Origin of the sequence: Serratia sp. TMDUHS_CL (genome assembly GCF_037137105.1) — a bacterium.
Taxonomy (GTDB): domain Bacteria; phylum Pseudomonadota; class Gammaproteobacteria; order Enterobacterales; family Enterobacteriaceae; genus Serratia; species Serratia nevei.
Genome location: NZ_JBBBDV010000002.1, coordinates 125943 through 141646, shown reverse-complemented (window position 1 = coordinate 141646; position 15704 = coordinate 125943). Strand labels below are relative to the sequence as shown.

17 protein-coding genes are annotated in these 15704 nt (G+C 60.3%); 9 read left to right on the top strand and 8 right to left on the bottom strand.

The window, feature by feature from the left end; all coding sequences use genetic code 11:
* Positions 1-55 precede the first annotated feature (55 nt).
* From WCL58_RS04385 to rlmC, 7 genes are all read left to right on the top strand, one after another.
* Positions 56-535 (top strand): YbjN domain-containing protein, encoded by a 480-nt coding sequence (locus WCL58_RS04385; protein WP_004938666.1) that lies wholly within the window; start codon positions 56-58, stop codon positions 533-535.
* A gap of 406 nt (positions 536-941) precedes the next feature.
* Complete coding sequence (gene potF, locus WCL58_RS04380; RefSeq protein ID WP_336850591.1) at positions 942-2051, top strand: spermidine/putrescine ABC transporter substrate-binding protein PotF; 1110 nt, start codon at positions 942-944, stop codon at positions 2049-2051.
* A 122-nt stretch (positions 2052-2173) separates the two neighbouring features.
* Positions 2174-3307, top strand: coding sequence for a putrescine ABC transporter ATP-binding subunit PotG (gene potG, locus WCL58_RS04375; RefSeq protein WP_049202214.1), 1134 nt, complete (start codon positions 2174-2176; stop codon positions 3305-3307).
* Between the two features lie 24 nt (positions 3308-3331).
* Positions 3332-4294 carry a putrescine ABC transporter permease PotH gene (potH, locus tag WCL58_RS04370; protein WP_049202213.1) on the top strand — a complete coding sequence of 321 codons (963 nt, stop codon included), beginning with the start codon at positions 3332-3334 and terminating at the stop codon, positions 4292-4294.
* Positions 4291-5136, top strand: a complete 846-nt coding sequence (gene potI, locus WCL58_RS04365) for a putrescine ABC transporter permease PotI (RefSeq protein WP_025302238.1) — start codon at positions 4291-4293, stop codon at positions 5134-5136. Before potH ends, potI begins: the two co-directional genes overlap by 4 nt.
* A 104-nt stretch (positions 5137-5240) precedes the next feature.
* Entirely contained in the window at positions 5241-5720 is a 480-nt protein-coding gene (locus WCL58_RS04360) for a YbjO family protein (RefSeq protein WP_047727995.1), read from the top strand.
* Between the two features lie 69 nt (positions 5721-5789).
* Entirely contained in the window at positions 5790-6920 is a 1131-nt protein-coding gene (rlmC, locus tag WCL58_RS04355; RefSeq protein ID WP_141958672.1) for a 23S rRNA (uracil(747)-C(5))-methyltransferase RlmC, read from the top strand.
* A 32-nt stretch (positions 6921-6952) separates the two neighbouring features.
* On the opposite strand, the gene artJ (WCL58_RS04350) is transcribed toward rlmC, so the two are convergent.
* From artJ (WCL58_RS04350) to WCL58_RS04325, 6 genes are all read right to left on the bottom strand, one after another.
* Positions 6953-7687 carry an arginine ABC transporter substrate-binding protein gene (artJ, locus tag WCL58_RS04350; RefSeq protein ID WP_336850590.1) on the bottom strand — a complete coding sequence of 245 codons (735 nt, stop codon included), beginning with the start codon at positions 7685-7687 and terminating at the stop codon, positions 6953-6955.
* A gap of 198 nt (positions 7688-7885) precedes the next feature.
* Positions 7886-8554, bottom strand: coding sequence for an arginine ABC transporter permease ArtM (gene artM, locus WCL58_RS04345; protein ID WP_033637817.1), 669 nt, complete (start codon positions 8552-8554; stop codon positions 7886-7888).
* Positions 8554-9270, bottom strand: coding sequence for an arginine ABC transporter permease ArtQ (artQ, locus tag WCL58_RS04340; RefSeq protein WP_025159684.1), 717 nt, complete (start codon positions 9268-9270; stop codon positions 8554-8556). The genes artM and artQ overlap by 1 nt, the downstream gene beginning before the upstream one ends.
* 9 nt (positions 9271-9279) lie before the next feature.
* Entirely contained in the window at positions 9280-10011 is a 732-nt protein-coding gene (artJ, locus tag WCL58_RS04335; protein ID WP_004928409.1) for an arginine ABC transporter substrate-binding protein, read from the bottom strand.
* A 32-nt stretch (positions 10012-10043) separates the two neighbouring features.
* A complete protein-coding gene (gene artP / locus WCL58_RS04330; protein ID WP_038884338.1) occupies positions 10044-10772 on the bottom strand; it encodes an arginine ABC transporter ATP-binding protein ArtP in 729 nt (242 codons plus the stop codon).
* A gap of 264 nt (positions 10773-11036) precedes the next feature.
* The gene (locus WCL58_RS04325; protein WP_049202208.1) at positions 11037-11579 is read right to left on the bottom strand and encodes a lipoprotein; all 543 of its coding nucleotides are present in this window, start codon (positions 11577-11579) and stop codon (positions 11037-11039) included.
* Positions 11580-11738: 159 nt separating this feature from the next.
* Here WCL58_RS04325 and WCL58_RS04320 point away from each other — a divergent pair, with 159 nt between their 5' ends.
* The gene (locus WCL58_RS04320; RefSeq protein WP_004928400.1) at positions 11739-12062 is read left to right on the top strand and encodes a heavy metal-binding domain-containing protein; all 324 of its coding nucleotides are present in this window, start codon (positions 11739-11741) and stop codon (positions 12060-12062) included.
* Positions 12063-12110: 48 nt separating this feature from the next.
* On the opposite strand, the gene WCL58_RS04315 is transcribed toward WCL58_RS04320, so the two are convergent.
* Complete coding sequence (locus WCL58_RS04315; protein WP_180548341.1) at positions 12111-13637, bottom strand: DUF3300 domain-containing protein; 1527 nt, start codon at positions 13635-13637, stop codon at positions 12111-12113.
* Positions 13638-13824: 187 nt separating this feature from the next.
* Between WCL58_RS04315 and WCL58_RS04310 the strand changes: the two genes are divergently transcribed.
* The gene (locus WCL58_RS04310; protein ID WP_060440302.1) at positions 13825-14661 is read left to right on the top strand and encodes an N-acetylmuramoyl-L-alanine amidase; all 837 of its coding nucleotides are present in this window, start codon (positions 13825-13827) and stop codon (positions 14659-14661) included.
* Here the strand turns inward: WCL58_RS04310 and WCL58_RS04305 are convergent, their stop codons facing one another.
* On the bottom strand, positions 14662-15672 hold the full coding sequence (locus WCL58_RS04305) for an NAD-dependent epimerase/dehydratase family protein (RefSeq protein WP_004928393.1): 1011 nt from the start codon (positions 15670-15672) through the stop codon (positions 14662-14664). It lies immediately after the preceding gene.
* Between the last annotated feature and the right edge of the window lie 32 nt (positions 15673-15704).

The following is a 15704-nucleotide window of genomic DNA, read 5'->3' as shown; positions in this document are numbered from 1 at the left end:
ATATTCCGTAAGCTATGCGCCTTTTCGCGTATTGAATATTGTGAGGCTGGTTATTATGGATTCACTCATTGTCCCCGATTTGGCGCTGTTGCGGCGCTGGCTGGATCAGTCGGGCATTTCTTTCTTTGAGTGCGATTCCTGCCAGGCGCTGCACCTGCCGCACATGCAGAACTTCGACGGCGTGTTCGATGCCAAGATAGATCTGGTGGACAACGTCATTCTGTTCTCCGCGCTGGCCGAGGTGAAGCCGACCGCGCTGATCCCGCTGGTGGCGGATCTGAGCCAAATCAACGCCAGTTCGCTGACCATCAAAGCCTTTGTCGACATTCAGGACGACAACCTGCCGAAGCTGATCGTCTGCCAGTCACTGAGCGTGGCGGTCGGCATCACCTATGAGCAGTTCACCCACTTTATGCAGCAGGGTGAAGAGCAGGTCTCGATGGTGATCCTCGAAGCGCGGGCGAACGATCTGCTGTTTATGGGGGATGAAGAAGAGATCCCCGCTGGCGCTGTGCGTCAGCCGATGCTGCACTGATCCTCGCCGTACCTGCAGCATGCCGTCGCTCCGGCGGCATGCTGCCGTTATTCCCCTCCGCAATAAAATATTCTGCACTTTGGCCTTTGCCGCCCGATCTTTCTCGCCTTTTGTGCCGTTAATGGCGTATCACATAGAGAAAAACTGCATAAAAAATCGATAAAAGGCGTTTTTTACCCTGGGGGCTGGCGGGTTGCGGTAGCAGCGGCTATGCTGCTGATTCTGCAAAGGGCTTGCGATTTCCCTTGTGACCACGCGAGCAGGGCAGTGAAAAAAGGCACATGCAATCATATGCATAGCCATTCAGTTCGCGGTTGCAACGATTGCGCTCAATCAGGAAAGGTTTTGTATCGCTGCAGATACAAGTTCAATTCTATGATTCACCCTGTTTTGGAGGAAGTTACGGATGGTCACCCAACGTAAAAAGTGGTTATCGGGTGTGGTTGCCGGTCTGTTGATGGCCGCGTCCGTCACGGCGTCAGCCGAAGAGAAAACGCTGCACGTGTATAACTGGTCCGACTATATCGCGCCGGATACCCTGGCCAAATTCCAGAAAGAAACCGGTATCAAGGTGGTGTACGACGTCTTTGACTCCAACGAGGTGTTGGAAGGCAAACTGATGGCGGGCAGCACCGGCTACGATTTGGTGGTTCCTTCGTCCAACTTCCTCGAGCGTCAGTCGCAGGCCGGCATCTTCGAGCCGCTCGACAAGAGCAAGATCCCCAACTACAAAAATCTCGATCCCGAGATGCTGAAGCTGGTGGCGCACAACGACAAGGACAACAAATACGGCATCCCTTACATGATGGTGACCACCGGCATCGGCTATAACGTCGACAAGGTGAAGGCGGTGCTGGGGAAAGACGCGCCGGTCAACAGCTGGGATCTGATCTTCAAGCCGGAAAACCTCGAGAAGCTGAAAAGCTGCGGCGTTTCCTTCCTCGATGCGCCGAGCGAAGTCTACGCCACCGTGCTGCACTACCTGGGTAAAGATCCCAACAGCACCAACGCGGCGGACTATACCGGCGCGGCCAACGATCTGCTGCTGAAGCTGCGGCCGAATATCCGCTATTTCCACTCTTCCCAGTACATCAACGATCTGGCGAACGGCGATATCTGCGTGGCGATCGGCTGGTCCGGCGACGTGATGCAGGCGGCCAACCGCGCCAAAGAGGCGAAGAACGGCGTCAACGTGGCCTATGCGATCCCGAAAGAGGGGGCGCTGACCTACTTCGACATGTTCGCCATGCCGGCGGACGCCAAGAACAAGGATGCCGCCTACCAGTTCCTGAACTTCTTGCTGAAGCCGAACGTGATGGCGGACATCAGTAATCACGTTTACTACGCCAATGCGGTGAAGGATTCCACGCCGCTGGTGAATGCCGAAGTGCGCGATAACCCGAACGTCTATCCGCCGGCCGATGTTCGCGCCAAGCTGTTCACGCTCAACGTGCAGTCGCCGAAGCTGGACCGTGTCATTACCCGCGCATGGACTAAAGTTAAAAGCGGGAAGTGATGATAGGGGGATAGCCCCCTATCGTCGGTAAACCGGCAGGCGGGTGCCCCCGCCTGCATTGCCGTTTTGGGCCACGGCGCTCGCCGTGGTTTTGTGCCGCTTTACGCCGGAGAGCACCCCGATTGAACGACGCCATCCCTCGTCCTCAAGCCAAGTCGCAGAAGGTTTTCACCCCTCTGCTGGAAATCCGTAACCTCACCAAAACCTTCGACGGGCAGAACGCGGTCGAAGACGTCAGCCTTACCATCTACAAGGGCGAAATCTTTGCGCTGCTCGGCCCGTCCGGCTGCGGCAAATCCACCTTGCTGCGCATGCTGGCCGGCTTCGAACAGCCCTCGGAAGGGCAGATCGTGCTCGATGGGCAGGATATGTCGCACGTGCCGCCGTACCAGCGGCCGATCAACATGATGTTTCAGTCTTACGCGCTGTTCCCGCATATGACGGTAGAGCAGAACATCGCCTTCGGCCTGAAGCAGGACAAAATGCCGCGGGCAGAAATCGCCGAACGGGTGGCGGAAATGCTGGCGCTGGTGCACATGCAGGAGTTCGCCAGGCGCAAGCCGCACCAGCTTTCCGGCGGCCAGCGGCAGCGGGTGGCGCTGGCACGCAGCCTGGCCAAGCGGCCGAAGCTGCTACTGCTGGATGAGCCGATGGGCGCGCTGGACAAGAAGCTGCGCGATCGCATGCAGCTGGAAGTGACCGACATTCTCGAGCGCGTCGGCGTGACCTGCGTGATGGTGACGCACGATCAGGAGGAGGCGATGACCATGGCGGGGCGCATCGCCATCATGAACCGCGGCAAGTTCGTGCAGATCGGCGAGCCGGAAGAGATCTACGAGCATCCGAACAGCCGCTTCAGCGCCGAATTTATCGGCTCGGTCAACGTCTTCGACTGCGTATTGCAGGAGCGGCACGACGACGCGCTGATCTTGCAAAGCCCCGGATTGCGTCATGCGATCAAGGTGGATCCGGACGCCTCGGTGGTGGACGGCGTGCCGATCCAGGTGGCGCTGCGGCCGGAGAAGATCCTGCTGTGCGAACAGGTGCCGGCAGACGGCTGCAACTTCGCGGTGGGGGAAGTGGCGCACATTGCCTACCTGGGCGATCTGTCCATCTATCACGTGAAGCTGCACAGCGGGCAGATTATCAGCGCCCAGCTGCAAAACGGCCACCGTTTCCGCAAGGGGATGCCGACCTGGGGCGATGAAGTGCGTCTGTGCTGGGAAACCGACAGCTGCGTAGTGTTGACAGTGTAGTGGAGCCGGTGAGGAGTAACCCGTATGACCCTGCTTTCTGAACGCACGCCGGAACCGCCGGCCAAAACGCCCGGCACCTTCAAGGCGCTGTTCCACCGCCTGCTGATGGCTCACGGCCGCAAGCTGGTGATCGCGCTGCCGTATTTATGGCTGACGCTGCTGTTCATGCTGCCGTTCCTGATCGTGTTCAAGATCAGCCTGGCGGAGCTGGCGCTGGCGGTGCCGCCCTACACCGAGCTGCTGAGCTGGGCGGACGGCAAGCTGAACATCGCGCTCAACTTCGCCAACTACCTGCAGCTGACCGACGATCCGCTGTATATCGACGCCTATCTGCAGTCGCTGCGCGTGGCGGCGGTCTCGACGCTGTGCTGCCTGATCATCGGCTATCCGCTGGCCTGGGCGGTGGCCCACAGCAAAGCGTCAACCCGCAACATTCTGCTGCTGCTGGTGATCCTGCCTTCCTGGACCTCGTTCCTGATCCGTGTCTACGCCTGGATGGGCATTCTGAAAAACAACGGCATTCTGAATAACTTTCTGATGTGGCTAGGGGTGATCGACCAGCCGCTGGTGATCCTGCACACCAACCTGGCGGTGTATATCGGCATCGTTTATTCCTATCTGCCGTTTATGGTGCTGCCAATTTACACGGCGCTGATCCGGCTGGATTACTCGCTGGTGGAGGCGTCGCTGGATCTGGGGGCCCGGCCGCTGAAAACCTTCTTCAGCGTGATCGTGCCGCTGACGCGCGGCGGCATCATCGCCGGTTCGATGCTGGTGTTCATTCCAGCGGTGGGCGAGTTCGTGATCCCGGAACTGCTCGGTGGGCCGGACAGCATCATGATCGGCCGCGTGCTGTGGCAGGAGTTCTTCAATAACCGCGACTGGCCGGTGGCCTCGGCGGTCGCTACCATCATGCTGCTGCTGTTGATCGTGCCAATTTTGTGGTTCCACAAACACCAGAACAAGGAAATGGGGGGGCAGGAATGAACAACTTGCCGGTAGTGCGTTCACCGTGGCGCATCGCCATCCTGACGGTCGGCTTTACCTTCCTGTATGCGCCGATGCTGATGCTGGTGATCTACTCCTTCAACAGCTCCAAACTGGTGACGGTGTGGGCCGGTTGGTCCACGCGCTGGTATACCGAACTGTTTCACGACTCGGCGATGATCAGCGCGGTGGGGCTCAGCCTGACCATCGCCGCCGCCTCCGCCACCGCCGCGGTGGTACTGGGCGCCATCGCCGCCGTGGTGATGGTGCGCTTCGGCCGCTTTCGCGGTTCGACCGGTTTTGCGTTTATGTTGACCGCACCGCTGGTGATGCCGGACGTGATCACCGGCCTGTCGCTGCTGCTGCTGTTCGTGGCGATGGGGCACGCCTTCGGCTGGCCGTCGGAACGCGGCATGTTCACCATCTGGCTGGCGCATGTCACCTTCTGTACCGCTTACGTGGCGGTGGTGATCAGCTCGCGCCTGCGCGAGGTGGATCGCTCAATTGAAGAAGCGGCGATGGATTTGGGGGCGCCGCCGCTGAAGGTGTTCTTCGTCATCACCTTGCCGATGATCGCGCCGGCGCTGATCTCCGGCTGGATGCTGGCGTTCACCCTGTCGCTGGACGATCTGGTGATCGCCAGCTTCGTCTCCGGCCCGGGCGCCACCACGCTGCCGATGCTGGTATTCTCCAGCGTGCGCATGGGGGTGAATCCGGAAATTAACGCGTTGGCCAGCCTGATCTTGTTGGTGGTGGGCATTCTCGGCCTGATCGCCTGGTGGTTTATGGCGCGCTCGGAAAAACAACGATCGCGTGAATTACAGCGGGCGGCCCGTAGCTGAATCGTAACAAACCTGCTATTTTTGCAATCAATAAGTATTGCAACTAACTACCTGACTTTACATGCGCCATCTGTATTGGTGGCGCGTCGTAGCGGAACACGGATATGTCAGACATGCTGAAAAGCGGGCAGGGAATGGGATCGACTTCGGATGCGCCGGTGCCGGTGATGGTGGCGGGTACCGCCATGGTCGCGATCAAGTGTATCAGCGTGGTGCTGCTGTTGGGCGAACTGGGCGTCGACGGTGCGCAGGAGTTCGTCAACACCAGCGCGCAGGCGTGGGATTCTACCCTTATTTTTCTGGCCGGCCTGATGCTGCTGTGCCTGCAAATCAGCTGCGGCTTTGCGGTGATGCGCGGCCGCAACTGGGGGCGCTGGGGCTATGTGGTCTGCCAGTGCATCGTGGTGCTTTACCTGCTGTTGGCCACCATCGGCAGCGTTTTCCCCGAGGTGTTTACCGTGGAAGGGGAAACCAGCGGCCAAATCCTGCACGTTCTGATCCTGCAAAAGATCCCCGACGTGGTGATCCTGGCGCTGCTGTTCGTTCCTACCGCCAGCCGCCGCTTCTTCGCCGCGCGCAAGTGAGATTTTAGGCGCGCGGAGTGGTAAACTCTGCGCCCTTAATTCGTCATCCTGAACTTCACGGTAATCTTCATGCATTGCGCTTTGTATACGGCGGGCACCTGCCGTTCCTGTCAGTGGCTGGAAAAGCCCTATCCGCAGCAACTGGCCGACAAACAGCATCACCTGCAATCGTTGCTGGCCGGGCGCGACGTCGCGCAGTGGCTGCAGCCGGTGGCGGGAGAGCTGAGCGCATTTCGCAATAAAGCCAAGATGGTGGTCAGCGGCAGCGTAGAGCGCCCGCTGCTCGGCATGCTGCACCGCGACGGCACGCCGGTCGATCTGAGCGACTGCCCGCTGTATCCCGCCGGTTTTGCGCCGATGTTTGCGGTGCTGAAAAGCTTTATCGCCCGCGCGGGCCTGACGCCGTATAACGTGGCGCGCAAACGCGGCGAGCTGAAGTACCTGCTGCTGACCGAAAGCACGCTCGACGGCGGCGTGATGCTGCGCTTCGTGCTGCGTTCGGAAACCAAGCTGGCGCAGCTGCGCGCCGCGCTGCCGTGGCTGCAGCAGCAGTTGCCGCAGCTCAAGGTGATCTCCGCCAATATTCAGCCGGTGCACATGGCGATCATGGAAGGGGAGCGCGAGATTGCGCTGACCGAACAGCAGGCGCTGGAGGAGCGGTTCAATCAGGTGCCGCTGTTTATCCGCCCGCAAAGCTTCTTCCAGACCAACCCGCAGGTGGCCGCCGATCTGTATGCCACCGCCCGCGACTGGGTGCGCGCGCTGGGTATCGACAGCATGTGGGATCTGTTCTGCGGCGTCGGTGGTTTCGGCCTGCACTGCGCGCAACCGCAAACGCGGCTGACCGGCATCGAAATCAGCGCGGAAGCGATCGCCTGCGCCCGCCAGTCGGCGCAGCGGTTAGGGCTGCTGCACGTAGATTTTCAGGCGCTCGATTCCACCCGCTTCGCCACCGCCGAAGGTCAGGTGCCGCAGCTGGTGCTGGTCAACCCGCCGCGGCGTGGCATCGGCCAGGCGCTGTGCGACTACCTGAGCCGGATGGCGCCGGACTATATTCTCTATTCGAGCTGCAATGCCGAGAGCATGGCGAAAGATATCGAGATGTTGCCGGGGTACCGCATCGAACGGGTGCAGCTGTTTGACATGTTCCCGCATACCGCGCACTACGAAGTGCTGACGCTGTTGGTGCGGATTTTATAAAACATAAGGCCCGGATAACCGGGCCTTATTGCTTACTGCGGGAACCACTTGTCGTTGATGGCCTTGTAGGTGCCGTCGGCCTTGATGGCGTCCAGCGCGGCGTTCAGCTTGGCCAGCAGCGCCTGGTTGTCGAGGCGTACCGCGATGCCGAGGCCGGTGCCAAAGTATTGCGCATCGGTGATGTGCTCGCCCACCGGCGCCAGCTGCGGGTTGGTTTTCAGCCACTCGTTCACCACGGCGGTGTCGCCGAACACGCCGTCGATACGGCCGTTTTTCAGCTCCAGAATGGCGTTCTGGTAGCTGTCGTAAGAGACGGTGTTAATCTCCGGATGCTTGTCCTGCATGTATTTCTGGTGGGTGGTGCCATTTTCCATGCCGAGCTTTTTGCCTTTCAGATCCGCCAGCGAGCTGAACTTGCCTTTTTGCGCGATCACGATCGCCGAGTTGGCGTAGTAAGGCTGGGTGAAAGCGACCTGTTTGCTGCGCTCCGGCGTGATGTCCATACCGGAAATCACCGCATCGTATTTCTTGAATTTCAGCGCGGCGATCAGGCTGTCGAACGCCTGGTTGGTGAAGGTGCACTGCGCCTGCATCTGCTTGCACAGCGCGTTGGCCAGATCGATATCGAAGCCGACGATCTGGTTGTTGGCGTCCAGCGATTCGAACGGCGGGTAGGTGGCGGAAGCGGCGAAGCGGATGGTCTCGGCCGCGGTAGCGTTAAAGGTGATCCCGGCCAACATCGTCGCGGCAAGCAGCAGTTTTTTCATGCGTAGAGCTCCTGTCTGAATCCTGAAAGTGATTATTCGCTATCGTTTGTTTTTACTGGTAATCGCCAGAGGTTTTTACGTGTGCGCCTGCTGATAACCCTGCCATTGGGTGAATTAAAATGCAATATAAATGATTAAGTATTGCAGTGGGGATAAAAAAAGCCCCGCACAATGGCGGGGCTCATGGGGGAGGCGGCCTCAGTTGCGGCGTTCAAACGCCAGCGCGCGGCGCTCCACCAAGCGCATCAGCAGCGTCAGCAGGCCGTTGACGCACAGGTACACCAGGCCTGCGGCACCGAATACCATGACGTCGTAGGTGCGGCCGTACATCAGCTGGCTGTAGCCCATCACCTCCATCAGCGTGATGGTGTAAGCCAGCGAGGTGCTTTTGAACACCAGCACCACTTCGTTGGAGTAAGACGACAGCGCGCGCTTGAAGGCGAACGGCAGCAGGATGCGCAGCGTCTGCCGGCGCGACATGCCCAGCGCTTCGCACGACTGCCACTGTCCGGCGGGAATGGCGCGCACCGCGCCGTAGAACAACTGCGTGGTGTAGGCCGCGCTGTTCAGCGCCAGCGCTATCATCGCGCACAGCCAGGGCTGCGACAGCAGGTTCCACAGCCACGGGTAGTCGCGGATGGCCGGGAACTGACCGGGGCCGTAGTAGATCAGGAAGATCTGCACCAGCAGCGGTGTGCCGGTGAACAGCGTCACGTAGATCTTGACCAGCGGCGTCAGGATTGGCGTTTTCAGCGTCAGTATCACCGTCAGCAGCAGCGACAGCACCAGCGCGACGATCAGCGCGGCGACGGTCAGCGTCAGGCTGGTGTGTAACCCTTTGAGGATCTCCGGTAAATACTCAATCATCAGACTGGCCCCCGCTCAAAGCGCGTGGCGCGCAGCTCAATGCGTTTGATGACGTATTGGCTGAACAGCGTCACCAGCAGGTAGATGGCCGCGGCGATCACATACCAGGTAAAGGGTTCCTGGGTGCGGGTGGCGATGCTCTTGGTTTGCAGCATCAGATCGTTCACGCTGATCAGCGACACCAGCGCGGTGTCTTTCAGCAACACCAGCCACTGATTGCCGAGGCCGGGCAGGGCGTGGCGCCACATCTGCGGCATGATCAGGCGAAAGAAGATCGCCGCCTTGCCGAGCCCCAGCGCCTGGCCGGACTCCCACTGCCCCTGCGGCACCGCTTTGAGCGCGCCGCGCAGCGTCTGCGAAGCGTAGGCGGAATAGAGCAGGGCCAGAGCGATCACCCCGCACAGGAACGGGCTGACTTCGAAATTGTCGATCGCCAGCTGAATCGGCAGCTGGAACAGACCGAGGTTGAGGGTAAAGCCGTCGGAGAGCATCAGCAGCAGCTGCGACGAGCCGAAATAGATAAACAGCACCACCAGGATTTCCGGCAGGCCGCGCAGCACGGTCACCCAGGCGGTGCCGAGCCAGCTGACCGCTTTCCAGCGGGACGATTCCCATACGGCGAACAGCATCGCCAGAATCAGCCCGAGGATCAGGGCGCAAACGGCAAGGCCGACGGTCATGCCGGCGGCGCTTGCTAAAGGTTGTAATTCATTCATCGGGGCGTATTACTGCTGGAACCATTTTTTGTAGATGGTTTCATAGGTCCCATCCTGCTTGATCTTGTCCAGAGCGGCGTTGAACTTGCCCTGCAGATCGGTGTTCTTCTGGCGTACCGCGATGCCGAGGCCGGTGCCGAAGTAGTCTTTATCCGTCACTTTGGCGCCCACTGCCGCCAGCGCGTCATTCTGCTTCAGCCACTCGTTGACCACCGCGGTATCGCCGAACACCGCATCAACGCGGCCGTTCTTCAGATCCAAAATGGCGTTCTGGTAGCTGTCGTAAGGCACGGTGGTGATTTCCGGGTGCTTGTCGGTCAGGTATTTCTGGTGGGTGGTGCCGTTTTGCACGCCCACTTTCTTGCCTTTCAGCGCCGCCACGTCGGCGATTTTGCCTTTCTGCGCGATGAACAGCGCCGAGTTATCGTAGTACGGCTTGGTGAACAGCACCTGCTTTTCACGCTCCGGCGTGATGTCCATACCGGCCATGACCGCATCGAAACGCTTGAACTTCAGGCTCGGGATCAGGCTGTCGAACGCCTGGTTGGTGAAGGTGCACTCGGCCTGCATCTCTTTGCACAGCGCGTTGGCCAGATCGACATCAAAACCCTGAATCTTGTTGCCGGCGTCAATAAATTCAAATGGAGGATAGGAGGCTTCGGTAGCGAAACGGATCGTTTCGGCTGCGGAGGCGGAAACGCTGATGCCGGCCAGAACGGCGGCGATTATTAGTTTTTTCATCGCAAACTCCCCAAATTACAGCAAGTTAATTGTTAGTGTGATAAGTAGTTGGCAAACTCGGTGGTCCGCGGCTGCGTGAAGTGGCTGCTGTCGCCTTGCTCCACCACGTGGCCGTTTTCCATGTACACCACGCGGCTGGCGGTCTTGCGCGCCACTTCCACTTCGTGGGTGACGATCACCTGCGTGATGCCGGTGCCGGCCAGTTCGCGAATGATGCTGACGATCTGAGCGGTGATTTCCGGATCCAGCGCCGCGGTCGGTTCATCGAACAGCAGCACCTGCGGTTCCATCATCAGGGCACGGGCGATCGCCACGCGCTGCTGCTGGCCGCCGGAAAGGTGCAGCGGGAAGCGATCGGCGAAGTCGGTCAGGCGCAGACGCTTGAGCAGCTTGTCGGCACGCTCCATCGCTTGAGCCTTGGTCAGACCCAGCACGCGGCAAGGCGCTTCGATCAGGTTCTGAACCACGGTGAGGTGAGGCCACAGGTTGTATTGCTGGAAGACCATGCCGACATTTTGGCGCAGTTCGCGAATGGCTTTCTCGCCCGGCGCCTGCTTAAAGTCGAATTGGTTACCGGCGATCTGCAGTTGGCCCGAACGCGGCATTTCCAGCAGGTTCAGCACCCGCAGCAATGAACTTTTCCCGGCGCCGCTTGGGCCAAGCAGCACCAGGGTTTCCCCGGCTGGACAATCCAGCGTGATGTCAAACAGCGCCTGGTGAGCGCCGTAATAGCAATTGATACCGTTAAGTTGAATACTCATGCGCCAGAATTGAATAGACATTGATGCCGCAAATGTTAACTTCCACAGAATACTTATGCAATCTTTGTGCGTTAAAATTTATGAGTGTGCGGCGGGACAGTAAAAGATTAGCACAAGATACCGCGACTCAAGCCGAGGGAGGGGATTTGTGGCGCAGGCTGTGAGATCGGTAGCGAAATTTTTTCTATTGGACGAAATTCGAGCGGTGGGCGGACGGCGGGGATGACCGACGCGGCAAGCCCGCGTCGGCCGGGGCATGGCGGGTTACTGGTTTTCCAGCACCTGGCGCACGCTGCCGTTGGTGGCGTGCGCTGGAACATTCAGGTAGCGAATATCATCAACCACCCAGCAGGTGCCTTCGCGCACCATCAGCACTTCGTCCTGCCAGTTCACGGTGCTGTTGGCGTCTTTTTGGTAGCTCAAGTCAACGCGCAGCGGGATGTTTTTCGCATCGGTGTTAGGAATGGTCGAGGCGCTGGCGACGGACGCGCTGCTTGGCCCCTGCGCATTGCCGGAGAACAGATCGCCGGTTATCCGGTGCTTGCCCGGGTTCTGGCCGGCGCTGACCAGATCCTGATACAGCACTTTGCTCAGGTAAGGTTGCAGCTGCGCCAGGCGGTTACTGTCCGGCAGGCCGGCGCCCTGCTGGATGCGCAGGTCATAGAACTTTTGCGCGACCGTATCCGGGCCGCCTTCCACACAGCTGCCGCTGCGGGTGCCGATATCCTTGTATGCCGGTTCCACCGTGGTACAGGCACTCAGCAACAGCGCTAAGGGTAAAACAGCCGCAATCGTTTTTGTTTTCATCTTATTACCTTATGTGAAAGTCTCTACCATGAAGACCGATAGCTTACAGTATAAATGCGTTTTTTGGCCTTGCATTCGTACTGCGTGCCATTGATTAAGCGAACATAATGCCAATCCTCTGGTCATAGATACGTTGAATTAATCAAACAAGGAATTCTGATGCAGCTTTCAACTACCCCGACCCTGGAAGGGTTCACCATCACCGAATACTGCGGCGTCGTGACCGGCGAAGCGATCCTCGGCGCCAACATTTTTCGTGATTTCTTTGCCGGCGTGCGCGATATCGTCGGCGGCCGCTCGGGCGCTTATGAGAAAGAGCTGCGCAAGGCGCGCTTGATCGCGTTCGAAGAGCTGGAAGATCAGGCGAAAGAGCTGGGCGCCAACGCGGTGGTCGGCATTGATATCGATTATGAAACTGTTGGTAAAGACGGCAGCATGCTGATGGTGACCGTCAGCGGCACCGCGGTGAAAGTCAGCCGCTAACGCCATTCTCGCGCCCCGGCCATTCTGCCGGGGCGACGTTCTCTTGCTTTACCCCACCTTGTGCTGCTCGACGATCGGGCGGTGCTCCTGCGGTTTTACCGGCGCCGGCTCCTGGCGATGCTGTATCGGCTGAACGAACGACGGGCGGATCTGCGGCGCCGGGGCCGGATGCGGCATGACGCGTTCTTGCGGCATCGGCGTCGGGCGCACTACCGCCGGGTGCGGCTCTACGGCCGGTTCGTGTACCGCCGGCTGAACGACGTGCGGCGCGACCTGAACCGGTGGCCGCACGGCGGATTGATGCACCGGCGCGACGGCCGGCATCGGATGCGTCTGTACCGGCGCTGAATGCACGGCCATCGGCTGCTGCGCGTGGGGCGCCGCAGGCGCGGTATGCGTGAACGTCGGCATGCTCATCGGTTGCTGCACATGGGACGCGTTGACCGATTGTTGCACGTGCGGCGCGGCCGCTACCGGCTGGGTATGCGCAAAGTTCGGCATGGTCATCGGCGCATGGGCTGCAGGCGCGACGCGCGGCTGTTGCGGCGCCGCGTTCGGCGCCGATGCGTTGAAGCGCGGCGTCGGCGCGGCGGGGGACGTATTGTAGTTGTTCACCGTGCTGGTGCTGCTGCGATTCACATTGTTGACGTTGTTATATTGGTTGATGTTGGTGACGCGATTTACCACGGTGGTGGAGTGCGATACGTAAGGCGCATTGCGGTAGACCACCGGTTGGCGTCGGTCGTCCCAGCGCATATCCCAGTTGTGCCAACCGCTGTTGTGCTGATTGAACAATGAGGCGACCGCGATGCCGACGCCGAAGCTGATCACGCCGGCCGCCAACATGTCGCCGCCGCTATAGCCCGAAGGCTGATACTGATAGCTGGGGTAGGCGGGGATCGGCGTGCCGTAGGCCTCCCAGGGGTCGTAATGCGGAACGTAAACTGTATCTGGCTGGCTGGGCTCGATGACGATGGTTTCGCCCGGCGCCGCCACCACGCTCTGGCGATAGGATTGCTGCTCAACGTAACGGGTCGTAGGCGCTACGACGATGCGCTGCTGCGGGGTGTTTTTCAGCGTACCCTGGCTGGCCGCCCGCTGACGCATCACCTGAATGGCGTTCATCACGTCGGTGGGATCGTTGAGGTAGGCGCTGCCCAGGGCGGTGGTCCAGGGGATATTCTTCGCCATCTGATCGAGCACGTCGGGGAATTGTACCAGGCCGCGCACGCTGGGATCCCAGGGCTGAGCGTCGGCCGCCGAGCTGAGCGCCGCCGGTTGCAATCCGCGGTTTTGCGCCAGCCAGGCATCCGCGGCGCTGATTTGGTCGGGATAGCCCGCGCCGGCCAAGACCTGCGCCAGCAACTTATCGGGGAACAGCGCCACCGGGCTGACCAACTGGTACAGCTGATCGGCGGTCAGCGGCGTATAGGCCGGCGCACTTGCAGTGGCGGCGGGAGCGGCCGGGGGCGGCGTGCTCCCGCCCATCGCACCGGCGACTTTTTGCTGATCGCAGCCGCTGAGCGGCAGCATGGCGGCACAGAGCAACCAGGACAGATAGCGTGGTGTGAACATGTTCGACTCCGCTCTTTCAGCGCAGATGATACTTTGAGACTATCATGGGGGGCGCAGGGCGCCAGCCGAGAGAAACACTCGCTTGCACATCGGCGCTATCTGTCATCATTTCTCGATGAGCGTGATGATTGGATACAGGCTAATCGCGTCGCCTTACCATTTTCACGGACGACAATCAGGAGGATAAGTGAAAATTTGGCCAGGGATTATCGCCGCCGCGCTGTTGGCGGGGTGCCAAAATCCACAGCAGGACACGCTCGTCGATCGCGGCGCTTACCAGCTCGAAACCCTGCATCAGGCGCAGGGTGCCGATCAGCGCATCCGGTTTTTGGTGATGCACTACACGGCGGAAGACTTCCATTCATCGCTGAAAACGCTGACCGACGAGCACGTCAGCGCCCATTATCTGCTGCCGGCACACCCTCAGCGCGAGCACGGCAAACCGACGGTGTACCGGCTGGTGCCGGAGGCGATGCGCGCCTGGCATGCCGGCACCAGCGCCTGGCGCGGCCGCAGCAACCTCAACGACACCTCGATCGGCATCGAAATCGTCAACAAGGGCTTCACCCGCAGCATGCTGTTCACCCACTGGCAACCCTATACGGCGGAGCAGATCGCCGTGCTGATCCCGCTGAGCCGCGACATTATCCAACGCTATGGCATCCAGCCGCAGGACGTGGTGGGGCACAGCGATATCGCGCCGCAGCGCAAGCAGGATCCCGGCCCGCTGTTCCCCTGGCGGCAGTTGGCGCAGGCCGGCATCGGCGCCTGGCCGGATGAACGGGACGTGCAGCGTTTGCTGGCGGGGCGCGATCGCCATGCGCCGGTACCGATGGCGCCGCTGCTCGAAAAGCTGGCGCGTTACGGCTATGCGATCGACCCGTCATGGGATGCGCGGCAGCGGCGCAACGTGGTAGCGGCGTTTCAGATGCACTTCCGGCCCGACGATGTGCGCGGCGAGCCGGATGCAGAGAGTGAAGCGATTGTCGATGCGCTGCTGGTGAAGTACGGCGCGGCGCGTTGATTACAGGCCGTGCAGCTTACCGTGATCTTTCAGCCAGCGGGCGGTGCGCGCGATGCCTTCTTCCAGCGAGACGATCGGCTGATAGCCCAGCTCTTGCTGCGCGCGGGTGGTATCGAGCGTGAGGTCGAAGTTGAGTTTGGCGACGCCGTAGTGGGTCAGCACCGGCTCCTTCTCGCTTTTGCTGCCGAGGCGTTCCATGCCGCGCGCCATCATGTCGAGCATCGGATAGGGGACGGAGCGGATGCGGCATTTCATGCCCAGATCGTCGATCAGCTGCTGTACCACGGTGCGAAGCGGGCGCGGCTGCTGGTTGGTGATGTTGTAGGCGCGGCCGGACGGGGTATCTTCTTTTAGCGTCGCCAGCCACATGGCGTGCACCGCATTCTCCAGGTAGGTCATGTCCACCATCGCCGCGCCGCCGCGCGGCAGCAGCAGGTTGCCGTAGCGCTTGATCATCTGCAGCAGCCGCGGCAGCATCACCTTGTCATGCGGCCCGAACAATCCCTGCGGGCGCAGAATGGTGAAATGGGTCTGCGGATTGGACAGTGCCAACTGCTGGATCACCTGCTCGCCGGCGGCCTTGCTGCGCGCGAATTCGTTGGCGTAGCGCTGCGGGCGGAAGTCTTCGGTCACGTTGCGGTGATGGTGGTAATCGAAATAGATCGCCGGGGAAGAGATGTGAATGAATTGCGCTACGCCGTAGGCCGCCGCCCATTCGCCGAGGCGGCGGGTGGCGCGGACGTTGGCCAGTTCGAAGGCCTCTTCGGTGCCCCAGGGCGAGGTAAAGCTGGAGCAGTGCCACAGCACGTCGACGTCGGCCAGCATCGCCTTGGCCTGCGAAGAGATCAGATTGGTGAGATCGGCATGAATAAACTCCGCGCCCATTTTTTCCAGCAGGCCGCCCATCGCCTGGTTGCGGCCGGTGGCGCGCACTTTGATGCCCTGGCGGCGCAGATATTCAACGGCGTTACGGCCTAACCCACTGGTGGCACCGGTGACCAATACCTTCATAACGGACTCTATTCTCACCCAAAATCGGAATA